Here is a 13,040-nt window from a genome sequence, read left to right on the forward strand (position 1 = left end):
TCCCCGGGTGCGCGAGTTCCGCCGGCTGATGATGACGTACAAGTTCGGCATCGACGAGGTGATGACGAAGATCACCGTCCTGCGCGACGAGTTCCGGCACATCCACGACTACAACCCCATCGAGCACCTGGGCTCGCGCCTGAAGTCGATCGACTCGATCTTCGCCAAGGCGCAGCGCAAGGGGATCCCGATCACCCCGGAGGGCGTGCGCGAGAACATGTTCGACGTCGCGGGCGTGCGCGTGACGTGCAGCTTCGTCTCCGACATCTACCGGGTGCGCGACATGCTCGTCGGCCAGCGCGACCTCACCGTGCTGGAGGAGCGCGACTACATCGCGCACCCCAAGGGCAACGGGTACAAGAGCCTGCACCTCATCGTGAAGGTGCCGGTCTTCCTCTCGGACCGGGTCGAGGACGTCGTCGTGGAGATCCAGCTCCGCACCATCGCGATGGACTTCTGGGCGAGCCTCGAGCACAAGATCTACTACAAGTACCAGCGGGAGGTGCCCCAGCACCTCACCGACGCCCTCAAGCTCGCGGCCGACGTCGCGGCGACGCTCGACACGACCATGGAGCGCATCCACGACGAGGTCCGCGAGCTGGACGGCGCGGCCGAGCCCGTCGAGACGACGGACGCGCTCGTGTCCCCGCGCGAGATGGTCGAGAGCTTCATGCGCACGGTGCAGGTCGCCGACGAGGCGTTCCACGATCGCCGCCGCGACGGCTGACGCCGCTCACCCCACCGGGGGCGAGCGGCGACGGCCGGCGGCGGGGCGGGCTCAGGTCCAGCGGAACCAGCGCGCGGCGCCGACGGTGCCGACGACGACGGCGCCGCCGAGCGCGACGAGGTGCGCCGTGTCCAGGGGCCGTCCCGCCCACGCGTCGCCCAGGGACTGGACGGCCGCGCCGAACGGCAGCAGCTCCCCGGCCCGGGCGACGGGCTCCGGGAGGTTGGACGGGTCGCCGAACATGCCGCCCGTCGCGCCGAACGCGAAGAACGCGACGAGACCGAGCGCGAGCGCGGCGTTGGGGGTCGGCGCGACGGCGGCCACCAGCATCCCGACCGCGTACGTCGCGGCCGACGCCAGGGCCAGCACGCCGAGCGCGACCCCCGGGGACGCGGGAAGCCGCGCGTCGAACGCCGCCGTCGCGACGACGAGCGCGAGCGTGACGCCCCCGGCGGTCTGGGCGACGCTCACCACGACCTGCGCGACGAGCACCATGGCGGGCGACGCGGGCGTGACGGACAGGCGCTTGAGCACCCCGGACCGCCGGTAGTAGGCGAGGAAGCTCGGCATGTTGATGACGCCGATGATCCCGACGACGATCGCGAGCACGACCGGCACGACGAACACGTCGAACGCGGTGCGGCCCCCCGACCCCGGGACCACGACCTCGGTCGCCTCGCTGACCCCGTACATGACGAGGATCAGCACGGGCATGCCGAACGGCATGACGAGACCGGCGGTGTCGCGCACGACCATCCGGGCCTCGGCGCCGACGAGGGCGACCCACGCGCCCGGTCCGGGCCGGTGCGGGGTGCGCCGCCCGGACGGCGTCGTGACGGCGGGCGCGGTGGTGGTCATGCGGCCTCCTCGGTCGGGACGGTCGTCGCGCGGGGATCGCCCGTCGGGACCTCGGTGAGCGGGCGTCCGGTCAGCGCGAGGAACGCGTCGTCGAGCGTCGCGCGCTCGAGCCGGGTCTCGGTCGCGACGACGCCTGCCCGCACGAGCGCGGTGCTCACCTCCTGGAGCAGGTCGCCGCGCCCGGTCACCACGACCTGCTCCCCGCGGACCGCCACCTCGTCCACGCCGGGGACCCGGTCCAGGAGGGCGGGCGGGAGCGGTTCCGCGACGCGGAAGCGCACGCGCTGGTCCAGCCCGGCACCCGCGACGAGGCCCGCCGGGGTGTCGTGCGCGACGACACGACCGCTCTCGATGAGAGTCACGCGGTCGCACAGCCGCTCGACCTCCTCCATGAGGTGCGAGACGAGGAGCACGGTCGCGCCGCCGTCGCGCAGACTCTCGACCACCCGCCAGACCTGGCGGCGGGCCTGCGGGTCGAGGCCGGTCGTGAGCTCGTCGAGGATCACGACGCGCGGGTCCCCGACGAGCGCGAGGACGATCGCGACCCGCTGCTGCTGACCTCCCGAGAGCCGCTCGTAGCGCACGTCGCGCTGCTCCTCGAGCCCCAGCGTCGCGACCAGCTCGTCGGGGTCGCGGCCCGTGCCGTAGAACGTGCGGTAGAGGTGCGCGAGCTCGCGCACCGTCAGCGCGCCGTGCAGGAAGCCTGACTGGAGCTGCACCCCCAGCACCTGGCGCACCGCGGCACGGTCGGTGAACGGGTCGAGGCCGAGCACCTGCACGGTCCCCTCGTCGGGGCGGCGCACGCCCGCGACCATCTCGACCGTGGTCGTCTTGCCCGCCCCGTTCGGGCCGAGGATCCCCAGGACCTCGCCCTCGACGGCGACGAGGCTGACGTCGTCCACCGCCGTCGTCGTGCCGCCCCTGCGCCGGTAGCGCTTGGTGAGGTGCCGTGCGTCGACGGCGTCCATGTCGTCCTCCCTCGTCGTCGGTGCGTCCGTGCGACCGGTCGGGTCGGTCCCGCCCGGTCGCTCCGTCGACGCTAGGGACCACGGTGACCGTCGCGCGCGTGCCGGTCGTCACCGACGGTGCCCATGACTTCCGGCACGTCGCGCCCGGCCGGATGGTCCGTAGGGTGGAGGGATGCGACGGACCGACCCGGAGGTGTGGGCGGGCATCGCGATGCTCGTCGTGGTCCTCGGCATCGGGGCGCTCGTCCTGATCGCCGCGGCCGGCTCCGTGACGGTGCCGCTCGGCGCGTGGCTCGGGGTGTTCGCCGCGTTCGTCCTGGTCACCGTGGGGATCGCCCTCGGGCCGGGGTTCGCGACACCCCGGGCGTACACCTTGCTCGGGGCGCAGGTCGTCCTCGTCGCGACGCTCGTGCTCACGGCCCCCGGCGCGGGCTGGCTCCCGATCCTGCTCGTCGTCGTCTCGGCGCTGAGCGTCTACGTCGCCCCCGTCCGCGTCGTGGCGGTCGTCGTCGCCGTGAACACCGTCGTCGCCGGGGCCGCCGTCGGCCTGCGCGGCTCCGTCACCGACGCCCTGCTCACGGCGACGATCTACCTGCTGCTCCAGGTCGCGAGCGTCGGCTCGACCCTCGCCCTCCAGCGCGAGCGGCGCATGCGCGAACAGCTCGCCGTTGCGCACGTCGAGCTGCGTGCCGCCGCCGTGCTGCGCGACGAGTCGACACGTTCCGACGAGCGCCTGCGGATCGCGCGCGAGCTGCACGACGTGCTCGGCCACCAGCTCACCGTGCTCGCGCTCGAGCTCGAGACGGCGAGCCACCACGACGGCGACCAGGCGCGAGAGCACGTGGTGCGGGCGAAGGGCGTCGCCCGGGAGCTGCTCGGCGACGTGCGCGCGACCGTGGGTGAGCTGCGGCGGCAGGCGCCGAGCCTGCAGGAGTCGCTCGGCTCGCTCGTCGAGCGCGTGACGGTGCCGCGCGTGCGTGTCGTGGTCGACGACGGCGTCACGGTCGACGAGGAGCAGACGGTCGTGCTCGTGCGCGTCGTCCAGGAGGCGCTGACCAACGCGATCCGGCACGCGGAGGCGACCGTGCTCGACGTCGCCGTCACCGCCGAGGAGGGCAGGGTGCTGCTCGTCGCGCAGGACGACGGGTGGGGCGCGGCCCGCGTGGAGCCGGGGAACGGGCTGCGGGGGATCGAGGAGCGCGTCCGGGCCGCGGGCGGGACGGTCCGCCTCGACGGGCGGAGCGGGTTCCGAGTCGAGGTCGAGCTCGCGCTGGAACACCGGGCCGTCCTCGGCGCGGACCGTGCCGGGGGCGCCCGGGTGCTCCCGCGCGGCCCCGGTCCCGTCGGCACGACCACGGCCGACGCATGAGCGGCACCCCGGTCCGTGTCGCCCTCGTGGACGACCAGACCCTCGTGCGGCAGGGGATCCGCAGCCTCCTCGAGCTCGCGCCGGACGTCGAGGTCGTCGCCGAGGCGGAGGACGGGATGGCGGCGCTCGCGGCCGTGCGCGAGCACGCGCCGGACGTCGTGCTGCTCGACCTGCGCATGCCGCGCCACGACGGGATCTGGGCGCTCGAGGCCCTGCGCGAGAGCGGCGACGACACCCCGGTGCTCGTGCTCACGACGTTCGACGACGACGCCCTCGTCCTGCGGGCCCTGCGGGCCGGCGCGCGCGGCTACCTCCTCAAGGACGTGACGCTCGAACAGCTCACCGGCGCCGTCCGGACGCTCGCCTCCGGCGGCACGCTCGTGCAGCCGTCGATCACGGACCGTCTGCTGCGCGCGGTCCGGGCGGGGGAGCCCCCGGCCGAGGAGGCGGACGACGGTCCCGTGGTCGTCCAGGACCTCACGGAGCGCGAGCTCGAGGTGCTCCGCCTCGTCGCGGCCGGGTACTCGAACCGCGAGATCGCGCACGCCCTCTTCCTGGCGGAGGGGACCGTGAAGAACCACGTGTCGACCGTGCTGCTCAAGCTCGGGGCGCGCGACCGCACGCGCGCCGTCCTGCGCGCGCTGCACCACGGTCTCCTCGGCTGACGCGTACACCGTCGCGCCCGGGCGCCCGGCACCGCCCGACGTCAGAGCAGCGTCTCGACGCCGATCCGCACCCGGTCGCCGACGTCGACGCCCTCGGCGCGGCGCACCGCCGCCTTGATGGGGACGACGAACGTCTTGCGCTGCGCGTCCGGGAACACCGACGTCGACCAGCGCTGCGCCCCGAGCGTCACCTCGACCTTGACCGAGCCGAACCCCGCGGGCGGGAGCGGCAGCTCCGCGATCTCGTCGCTCACGTCCTCCGGCAGCGCGGCGAACACCCAGCTGTCGGTGCGCGCCTCCCACCGCCACAGCTCGGCCTCGAACTCGAACCTCGTCCCCGCCACGAGACCATGGTGCCGCGGGCCACCCACACGCGCGCCGTCGTCGTCCGGCGGGCCGCGGACGTCTCCCGGACGCCGCCCGGGCGCCGTCCTGCGAGCCGCCACCCCTCGCGGGCTCGCGGGCGGGGCGCCACCATGGACGGATGAGGGCCATCTGGAAGGGCGCCGTCACGTTCGGCCTCGTCAACGTCCCCGTCAAGGTGTACTCCGCGACGGAGGACCACGACGTGCCGCTGCACCAGGTGCACGACAAGGACGGCGGGCGCATCCGCTACCGGCGCGTGTGCGAGATCGACGGCGAGGTCGTGCCGTACGAGAACATCGACAAGGCCTACGACGACGGCGAGAGCACGGTCGTGCTGACCAAGGAGGACTTCGCCGCGCTGCCCGCCGAGCGCAGCCGCGAGATCGAGGTCGTCGAGTTCGTGCCGAGCGAGCAGATCGACCCGCTGCTGCTCGACCGCAGCTACTACCTGGAGCCCGACTCTGCCTCGAACAAGGCGTACGTGCTCATGCGCCGCACGCTCGAGGAGACCGACCGCACGGCGATCGTGAAGTTCGCGCTGCGCCAGCGCACGCGGCTCGCCGCGATGCGCGTGCGCGACGACGTGCTGGTCCTCCAGACGCTGCTCTGGGCGGACGAGGTGCGCGAGGCCGCGTTCCCCTCGCTCGACGCCGAGGCGAAGGTGACCGACAAGGAGCTCGCCATGTCGGCGCAGCTCGTCGCGAGCTTCGAGGCCGACTTCACGCCCGAGGAGTACGAGGACGACTACCAGGCGCAGCTCCGCCAGCTCATCGAGGCCAAGATCGAGCAGGGCGACGCGCTCGACACCGCCGAGACGTTCGGTGAGCAGCCCGAGGAGGGCGAGGGCGCCGAGGTGATCGACCTCATGGAGGCGCTGCGCAAGTCCGTCGCGTCGTCGAAGAGCTCGCGGGCGGGCGGGTCGTCGGCGAAGGGCTCGGGTTCGACCGGCGGGTCGACGGCGAAGGGCGGGTCGGGCGGCAAGGCTGCGTCGTCGTCGGGCAAGGGCTCGACCGGCGCGCCGTCGAAGAGCGGCGGCAGGAAGGCGGAGGGCGCGAAGAAGCCCGCCGCGAAGAAGGGGGCGAGCCGCTCGACGTCCTCGAAGGAGAAGTCGACCGCGACGAAGACGACGCGGAAGAAGGAGTCGGCGTAGGCGCTGGTCGCAGCGACGCTCCGCCGGGCCGGGCCGGGTCGGCCGGACCGGCAGGCCGAGGCGGACGCGATGAGTTCCGTCCGCGGCGCCCGTCGGAACCCGTGGGCGGTCGCCCGACGGCCCGTACGACCTTGACGAACGGAGACGACGATGCGCGCGATCGTGCCGAGCCTGTGGTTCGACGGCAACCTCGAGGAGGCCATCACCTTCTACGCGAGCGTCTTCCCCGACGCGAAGGTCGGGGACGTGTTCCGCCAGCCCGACGGTACGGCGGTGTCGGCGGACTTCGAGCTCGCCGGGCACCGGTTCGCGGCCATCAACGGCGGCCCGCAGTTCCCGTTCACCGAGGCGGTGTCGTTCGTCGTCGAGTGCGAGTCGCAGGACGAGGTCGACGAGTACTGGGCGGCGCTCACCGACGGCGGGCAGGAGTCGCAGTGCGGGTGGCTCAAGGACCGGTTCGGGCTGTCGTGGCAGGTGGTCCCCGTCGAGTTCCTCGCGATGCTCCAGGACCCCGACCCAGCCCGCGTCCAGCGCGTCGTCGACGTGATGATGACGCAGGCCAAGCTCGACCTGGGACCGCTGCGGGCGGCGTACGACGGCTGACCCCGGACGGCGCAGACGGCGGGGTGCACAGGAGGTTTGCCGGGGATGTCCAGACCGTCCCCAGGTCTGGTTGAATGCGCTCGACATCTCCGCCGACGGCACCCGCCGTCCTCTCGTGAAGGACCACGAACCGAGTGAAGAAGCTCCTTGCCGGCACCGTGGGGACGGTGCTGGCCCTCGGCGGGCTGGGTGTCGTCACCGCGACCCCCGCAGCCGCCGCCACCCAGCACGTCCAGGTCACCTGCAGCTACATCGACATCAGGCTCGACGCCTACCCGGACGGGACGTCGTTCACCTTCGCCCTCGACGGTGAGACCGAGACCACGACGTTCGACGGCTCCTTCGGCGTCTGGCGCGACGTCGACTGGTCGACCACGCACGACTGGAGCGTCGTCGTCGACGCCCCGGACGGCGCCGAGGGCGACTTCTCGGACGGCGGGACGACCACGCCGTGCGAGACCAACCCGAACACCACCGCCTGGACCGACGCCTCCTGCGGGGAGATCACCACGAGCGTCGTCGAGTACCCCGCCGGGTCGCGCGTCGTGGCGACGGTCGACGGGGCCGTCCTCGCCGACGAGACGGTCGACGGTTCCTACTGGAACCTGTGGGCGCTCGACTGGCAGACGGCGCACGACTGGTCCGTCGTGCTCGACGCGCCGGACGACTCCCTCGACCGGACGTGGTCGGGGACCACCGAGCCGTGCCTGTTCGACCCGAGCCTGCGCGTCTCGGTCAACGCCTGGTGCGAGACGTTGTCGGTCTCGGTCGACGGGTACCCCGTGGGCACGGCGGTCGCCGTGCGCGTGGGGGGCGGCGTCGTCGGCGAGGGCGCGATCGACGCGAGCGGGTACTTCTGGGGCGAGTGGGCTATCGACGGGACGTCCGCGCAGGAGTGGGCGGTCGAGATCGACGCGGCCGACGACGCGCTCGACCGCGTCGAGACCGGGTCGTCCGAGCCGTGCTGGGTGCCGCCGAAGACGGTCGAGCCCGTGTCACCGGACGTGGTGACCGACTGTGCGGCCACCCCGGCCGACGTCGTGCTGCCCGAGGACACCGAGGCGATCACCTACACCCGCACCGATGAGGGGGTCGTCGCGACGGCGTCGCCCGGCTACGAGCTCCCCTTCTGGTTCGACCAGTGGCGGCCGCACGGCGACGGGCAGCTTCTCCTCGGCTGGTATGCCGCGCTCCGCCCGTCGTGCGACTTCGCCGACGTCTCCGTCCAGCCGGTGTGCGTCGAGGGCGTCGCGTCCGTCGACATCTCCGTGACGCCGCCTCCCGGCGCGACCGAGGACAACTCGACCTTCTACATCGAATGGCAGGGGCCCGGCGGAGGCTACGACGTGGTGTACGGCGACGCCGGGTTCGGGCACCCGTGGACGACACGCCAGCCGTGGCCGGGGTTCATCACTCACGACGACGGGACCCTCTCACCGACGTACGACCCGACCTGGCGCCTCGACGACGTCGACCTCGTCCTGTACGCGACCGTGGCAGCCGACGGCGGTGCCTACTCGGTCGGGTACCGCGCGCACGTCGAGGACGCGCCGACGGCCGACCCGTGCGCCGACGACCCCGGGCCGCACTTCTCCGTCGACGTGAGCCAGCGATGGCTCGCGGGCAAGCCGTACCTGACCGTGCGTGTCCTCAACGAGGGAGACAGCACCGCGGACGTGAGCGTCGCGACGCCGTTCGGCCGCAAGCACTTCCCAGGCGTCGCGGCGGGTGCGAGCGCGTACCAGGCGTTCGCCGTCCGGACGACGGAGCCGGTCGAGGGCCAGGTGCACGTCTTCTTCACGGCCGACGTCGACGGCGAGCGGGTCACGCGGGAGCGTGTCGTCCCGTTCCGGCTCGGCGGGTAGACGCGGGCGACGCCCGAGCAGGAGGGCCCGGTGGCGCGTCGACGGACGTGCTACCGGGGCCTCCCGCGTGAGGGACTGCTCAGCCCGTCGACGCGCGGCGCAGCGCGACGAGCTCGCCGATGAGCCGGAGGAGGTCGTCGACGTCGTCGCCCGGGCGCGGCCCCCGGAAGGCGAGGTCCTCGCCCGCGGTGTCGTCGCCGTCGTCCTCCTCGTCGCCGCCGGTGTCGCGGCCGAGCACGTCGCTGCTCAGCGCGGCGTGCGCGTACAGCCCGTCGCTGAGCAGGACGATCGCGTTGGCGACGACGGGGTCGCCCACCTCGTCGAGGACGGTGCGGGTCCACGCGTCGTGCGCGCCGTCGAGCGCGGCGCGGGCGCGCGGGTACGACCCCTGTGCGAGCCGGGAGACGGCGAGGTAGACGAGCTCGAACTCGGTGTCGACGAGCGTCGAGGTGCGGATGAGGTAGTCGACGGCGCCAGCGGGTGCGGCACGCATCGCCTCGACGTCGGCGGCGGTGAGCTCGCGCAGGTGCGCGGTGAGGCCGTCGGCGAGCGCGTCCTTGGACCCGAAGTGGTAGAGCAGCCCGCCCTTGGAGACCCCGGCCCGCTCGGCGACCGCCTCCAGGGTGGCGGCGCGCTCGCCCTGCTCGACGAGCAGGGACGCGAACGCGCGCAGGACCTTGGCGCGGGCGGCGGGGGGTGGGGGCATGGTTCCGAGGGTAGTGGGAGGGCGTGCTGCCCCGGCCGTCCGACCGGGGCGGAGCCTGTCGACCAGGGCTCGGCAGGGGAGAGGTCGCGGTGCGCGACGTCACACCGGGCTCGGGATGACGGCGACTCTTTGGATCGTTACTGTACCGTCTGGACGGTCTGGAAGTCCGGCGCCACCGCGCCGCCCCGACCGCCCGCAGAACGTGGAAGGACCTCTCGCCGTGACGACCCCCGTGACGACGACCCCGACGGCCGTCTCGACCGAAGCAGCCCAGCGCGCACCCGCGACGCGCGGACCCGCGCGCGGCTCCGCCGGTCGCTGGTTCGCGCTCGCCGTGCTGATGCTCCCGGTGCTGCTCGTGTCGATCGACAACACCGTGCTGAGCTTCGCGCTGCCCCAGATCTCCGAGTCGCTGCGCCCGAGCGGGACGCAGCTGCTGTGGATCATCGACATCTACCCGCTCGTGCTCGCCGGCCTGCTCGTGCCGATGGGCTCGTTCGCCGACCGCGTCGGCCGCCGCCGGCTGCTGCTCCTCGGTGCCGTGGGCTTCGCCGCCGTGTCGGTCGTCGCCGCGTACGCGCCCACGGCCGGCGCGCTCGTCGCGTCGCGTGCCGCGCTCGGCTTCTTCGGCGCGATGCTCATGCCCTCGACGCTCTCGATCCTGCGCAACGTCTTCGTCGAGCGCGAGGAGCGGCGCCTCGCCATCGCGATCTGGGCGGCCGGGTTCGCCGCCGGGTCGGCGCTCGGCCCGATCGTCGGCGGGTTCCTGCTCGAGCACTTCTGGTGGGGCTCGGTCTTCCTCCTCGCCGTCCCCGTGCTCGTGCTGCTGCTCGCGCTCGCGCCGTTCTTCGTGCCCGAGTCGCGCGACCCCGCCCCGGGCCGCATCGACGTGCTGTCGATCGTGCTCGTCATGGCGACCATGACCCCCGTCGTCTACGGCATCAAGATGCTCGCCAAGTCCGGGGTGAGCAGCCTCGCGGTGGGGAGCGTCGTCGTCGGCCTCGTCGCGGGGGCGCTGTTCGTGCGCCGCCAGCTGCGCCGGCCCGACCCGATGATCGACGTGCGGCTCTTCACGCACGGCGCGTTCAGCGGTGCCGTGCTCGTCAACCTGCTGTCCGTGTTCTCGCTCGTCGGGTTCCTGTTCTTCGTGTCCCAGGACGTGCAGCTCGTGCTCGGGCTCACCCCCATGCAGGCGGGCGTCGCACTCCTGCCGGGCCTGCTCGTCATGATCGTGGCGGGCCTCGGCGTCGTGCGCGTCGTGCGCCGCGTGCGCCCGGCGCACGTCGTCGCCGTCGCGCTGCTGTTCTCCGCGGCCGGGTACGCGATCGTCGCAGCGGGCGCGGGGGAGAGCACCCTCCTGCTGCTCGTCGTGGCGTTCGTCGTCCTGTCGCTCGGCGTCGGCGCGGCCGAGACCGTGTCGAACGACCTCATCGTGTCCTCCGTCCCCGCCGCCAAGGCGGGCGCGGCGTCCGCGATCTCCGAGACCGCGTACGAGGTCGGCGCCGTGCTCGGCACCGCCGTCCTCGGGAGCATCCTCACCGCGTCGTACCACGCGAACGTCGTCGTCCCCGCGGGAGTGCCCGCGGCCGACGCCGTCGCCGCGGCCGAGACGCTCGGCGGCGCGACGCAGGTGGCGTCCACCCTGCCCGCCGGGCAGGCGCAGTCGCTGCTCGACTCCGCGCACGCTGCGTTCGGCAGCGGCGTGGGCACGACGTCGCTCATCGGGGTCGTGCTCATGCTCGTCGCCGCGGGCGTGGCGCTCGTCACGCTGCGCGGCGCGAGGTCCTGACGACGCCCCGCCCCGCGCGTCCCGCGCACCCGAGCGGCGGGACGCGCGGCGCTCGCGGTTGGCGAGGGCGCCACGGATCCGGGAGGCTGGGCGGTGATGAGTCGTCCGCACCGCACCCCGCCCCGCTGGGTCCGCTGGACCCTCTCCGTCCTGCTCGCGCTCGTGCCGTGCTTCGTGTGGGGCGTCACGACCGCGACGGCCGAGCGCAGCCTCGGGCCGCACGAGGCGCTCTACGAGGTGACGACGAACGGCCTCGTCACCGTCGACCTCGGCCCGCTCGGCACGCTCCAGATCGAGTCCCCGCTGCCGCTCGGGCTCGGCGCCGACGTCACGGTGCAGGAGATCCCCGCCGACCTCACCGCGGTCGGCCAGGCGGACACGCTCGAGGGCCTGTCGCAGGACCTCGAGGACTACCTGCGCTTCTTCGGCGGCCCGCAGGAGACGATCGGTTCGGTCTCCCGGGCCCTCGTCGTCGACGCGCTGCGCCGGACCGGGTTCGCGATCCTCGTCGTCGCAGCCGTCGGCGCCGGGATCTACCTCTTGCTCGGCGCGCAGCGCCGCCGCGAACTCACCGGTCGCGTCGCGCCGCGGACCTACGAGATCACCGCGGGGGTCGTCCTCGTCTCGCTCGTCGGCGCGTCGCTGGTGGCCAGCGACCCGGGCACCACGACCGGCCAGTCCCAGCGGGCGTCCGCCGTCTTCGACGGGACCCCCCTCGAGGGGGCGCGGATCACGGGTCGCCTCGCGGGCGTCGTCGACACCTACGGCGCGCTGCTCATCGACCTGTACCGGGAGAACGAGGACTTCTACTCGCGCGCGAACGCCAACCTCGTCGCCGCGTGGGACCGGCGCGAACGCATCCAGCGCCTGACGCGGCCGCTGCCCGCGGCCGAGAGGCCCGACGACGAGACGTCCGACGACGAGGCGCCCGACGGGGGCTCCTCCGAGGGCGAGGCGGGGGCCACGACCGACGGGCCGCCGTCGGGCACGGAGGCCGAGGCGACGGACGACGCGACCGATCCCGGCACGGGCGTCCCCGGTGCGGAGGGCGGGGCGGACGCCCAGGTGACGGAGGAGCCGACGCCCGAGCCCGCTGCCGAGGAGGAGCTCGTGACCCTCCTGGTGGTGAGCGACCTGCACTGCAACACCGGCATGACACCGCTCATCCGGACCGTGGCCGAGCGGTCGGGCGCGACGATCGTGCTCAACGCCGGCGACACGACGATGAACGGCACCGCGGTCGAGTCGTTCTGCGTCGACTCGTTCGCGTCGGCGGTCCCGGACGGCGCGACCATGGTGGTCGCGGACGGCAACCACGACAGCGTCGAGACGTCGGGCCAGGAGCGGGCGAACGGTCAGACCGTCCTGGACGGCAAGGTCGTCGAGGTCGACGGGATCCGCATCCTCGGGGACCGCGACCCGCTCGAGACACGCCTCGGTCTCGGCAGCCAGCCCCCGCGCGAGGAGACGCCCGAGGAGTACGCGGCCCGCCTCACCGAGGTCGCGTGCGCGGAGCAGGAGGACGGCGACGGCATCGACCTCCTCATGATCCACACGCCGCGCATGGGCAACGAGGCGCTCGACTCCGGCTGCGTCCCGAACCAGATCTCCGGCCACATGCACACCCGCTCCGGCCCGGAGCGGATGGGTGGCGGCGTCCGGTACGTGAGCGGCAGCACCGCCGGGGCGGTCAAGGACCAGCTCCGGGTCGGCCCGCTCAAGGGCACGGCCGAGATGACCGTGCTGCGCTTCGACCCCGAGCAGCGACGCATCGTCGACTGGCAGCTCGTGCAGATCGGGACCGACGAGTCCGCGAAGGTGTGGCCGCGGATCGCCTGGCCGACGCCGTCGGGCGTGCCCGTGGTCGAGGAGCCCGACACCCCGGAGGGCGGCGACGTCCCCGCGGACGAGCCGACCGGCGACGTCCCCGCCACCGAGGGCTGACGCGTCGCGCGTCGGTCCTCGCCGCGGGTG

At 73.6% G+C, this 13,040-nt stretch carries 12 protein-coding genes; 8 read left to right on the plus strand and 4 right to left on the minus strand.

Annotation, left to right across the window (positions count from 1 at the left end; all coding sequences use genetic code 11):
• Positions 1–28: 28 nt before the first annotated feature.
• A complete protein-coding gene (locus FIC82_RS09545; RefSeq protein WP_154800054.1) occupies positions 29–727 on the plus strand; it encodes a GTP pyrophosphokinase in 699 nt (232 codons plus the stop codon).
• A 51-nt stretch (positions 728–778) separates the two neighbouring features.
• On the opposite strand, the gene FIC82_RS09550 is transcribed toward FIC82_RS09545, so the two are convergent.
• Positions 779–1,585 carry an ABC transporter permease gene (locus FIC82_RS09550; RefSeq protein ID WP_154798393.1) on the minus strand — a complete coding sequence of 269 codons (807 nt, stop codon included), beginning with the start codon at positions 1,583–1,585 and terminating at the stop codon, positions 779–781.
• Complete coding sequence (locus FIC82_RS09555) at positions 1,582–2,553, minus strand: ABC transporter ATP-binding protein (protein ID WP_154798394.1); 972 nt, start codon at positions 2,551–2,553, stop codon at positions 1,582–1,584. Before FIC82_RS09555 ends, FIC82_RS09550 begins: the two co-directional genes overlap by 4 nt.
• A 172-nt stretch (positions 2,554–2,725) precedes the next feature.
• On the opposite strand from FIC82_RS09555, the gene FIC82_RS09560 reads away from it, so the two are divergent.
• Together FIC82_RS09560 and FIC82_RS09565 are read left to right on the plus strand one after the other, a co-directional pair.
• Positions 2,726–3,922: a sensor histidine kinase gene (locus FIC82_RS09560; protein WP_154798395.1), complete on the plus strand. Its 1,197-nt coding sequence runs from the start codon at positions 2,726–2,728 to the stop codon at positions 3,920–3,922.
• A complete protein-coding gene (locus FIC82_RS09565) occupies positions 3,919–4,587 on the plus strand; it encodes a response regulator (protein ID WP_154798396.1) in 669 nt (222 codons plus the stop codon). Before FIC82_RS09560 ends, FIC82_RS09565 begins: the two co-directional genes overlap by 4 nt.
• Before the next feature lie 41 nt (positions 4,588–4,628).
• Here FIC82_RS09565 and FIC82_RS09570 read toward each other — a convergent pair whose 3' ends face one another.
• Positions 4,629–4,931 (minus strand): DUF1905 domain-containing protein, encoded by a 303-nt coding sequence (locus tag FIC82_RS09570; RefSeq protein ID WP_141390492.1) that lies wholly within the window; start codon positions 4,929–4,931, stop codon positions 4,629–4,631.
• A gap of 140 nt (positions 4,932–5,071) precedes the next feature.
• On the opposite strand from FIC82_RS09570, the gene ku reads away from it, so the two are divergent.
• From ku to FIC82_RS09585, 3 genes are all read left to right on the plus strand, one after another.
• Complete coding sequence (ku, locus tag FIC82_RS09575) at positions 5,072–6,103, plus strand: non-homologous end joining protein Ku (RefSeq protein ID WP_154798397.1); 1,032 nt, start codon at positions 5,072–5,074, stop codon at positions 6,101–6,103.
• 150 nt (positions 6,104–6,253) lie between these two features.
• Positions 6,254–6,706, plus strand: a complete 453-nt coding sequence (locus FIC82_RS09580) for a VOC family protein (RefSeq protein WP_154798398.1) — start codon at positions 6,254–6,256, stop codon at positions 6,704–6,706.
• Between the two features lie 134 nt (positions 6,707–6,840).
• Positions 6,841–8,571 carry a hypothetical protein gene (locus FIC82_RS09585; RefSeq protein ID WP_154798399.1) on the plus strand — a complete coding sequence of 577 codons (1,731 nt, stop codon included), beginning with the start codon at positions 6,841–6,843 and terminating at the stop codon, positions 8,569–8,571.
• Between the two features lie 79 nt (positions 8,572–8,650).
• Here FIC82_RS09585 and FIC82_RS09590 read toward each other — a convergent pair whose 3' ends face one another.
• Positions 8,651–9,277 carry a TetR/AcrR family transcriptional regulator gene (locus tag FIC82_RS09590; RefSeq protein WP_253691684.1) on the minus strand — a complete coding sequence of 209 codons (627 nt, stop codon included), beginning with the start codon at positions 9,275–9,277 and terminating at the stop codon, positions 8,651–8,653.
• Positions 9,278–9,497: 220 nt separating this feature from the next.
• On the opposite strand from FIC82_RS09590, the gene FIC82_RS09595 reads away from it, so the two are divergent.
• Both FIC82_RS09595 and FIC82_RS09600 read left to right on the plus strand, forming a co-directional pair.
• Complete coding sequence (locus FIC82_RS09595) at positions 9,498–11,066, plus strand: MFS transporter (protein WP_253691686.1); 1,569 nt, start codon at positions 9,498–9,500, stop codon at positions 11,064–11,066.
• Between the two features lie 96 nt (positions 11,067–11,162).
• On the plus strand, positions 11,163–13,010 hold the full coding sequence (locus FIC82_RS09600) for a metallophosphoesterase (RefSeq protein WP_168731678.1): 1,848 nt from the start codon (positions 11,163–11,165) through the stop codon (positions 13,008–13,010).
• The last annotated feature ends 30 nt before the right edge of the window (positions 13,011–13,040 follow it).

The sequence above is a fragment of the Cellulosimicrobium protaetiae genome (assembly GCF_009708005.2).
In the GTDB taxonomy this organism is placed as follows: Bacteria; Actinomycetota; Actinomycetes; order Actinomycetales; family Cellulomonadaceae; genus Cellulosimicrobium; species Cellulosimicrobium protaetiae.

Excerpts from the sequence above, each read along its gene's own strand:
- FIC82_RS09580 (WP_154798398.1), top strand. The coding sequence starts at position 6,254 with ATGCGCGCGATCGTGCCGAGCCTGTGGTTCGACGGCAACCTCGAGGAG.
- FIC82_RS09545 (WP_154800054.1), top strand. The coding sequence starts at position 29 with ATGATGACGTACAAGTTCGGCATCGACGAGGTGATGACGAAGATCACC.
- FIC82_RS09565 (WP_154798396.1), top strand. The coding sequence starts at position 3,919 with ATGAGCGGCACCCCGGTCCGTGTCGCCCTCGTGGACGACCAGACCCTC.
- FIC82_RS09590 (WP_253691684.1), bottom strand. The coding sequence starts at position 9,277 with ATGCCCCCACCCCCCGCCGCCCGCGCCAAGGTCCTGCGCGCGTTCGCG.
- ku (WP_154798397.1), top strand. The coding sequence starts at position 5,072 with ATGAGGGCCATCTGGAAGGGCGCCGTCACGTTCGGCCTCGTCAACGTC.
- FIC82_RS09600 (WP_168731678.1), top strand. The coding sequence starts at position 11,163 with ATGAGTCGTCCGCACCGCACCCCGCCCCGCTGGGTCCGCTGGACCCTC.
- FIC82_RS09560 (WP_154798395.1), top strand. The coding sequence starts at position 2,726 with ATGCGACGGACCGACCCGGAGGTGTGGGCGGGCATCGCGATGCTCGTC.
- FIC82_RS09550 (WP_154798393.1), bottom strand. The coding sequence starts at position 1,585 with ATGACCACCACCGCGCCCGCCGTCACGACGCCGTCCGGGCGGCGCACC.
- FIC82_RS09555 (WP_154798394.1), bottom strand. The coding sequence starts at position 2,553 with ATGGACGCCGTCGACGCACGGCACCTCACCAAGCGCTACCGGCGCAGG.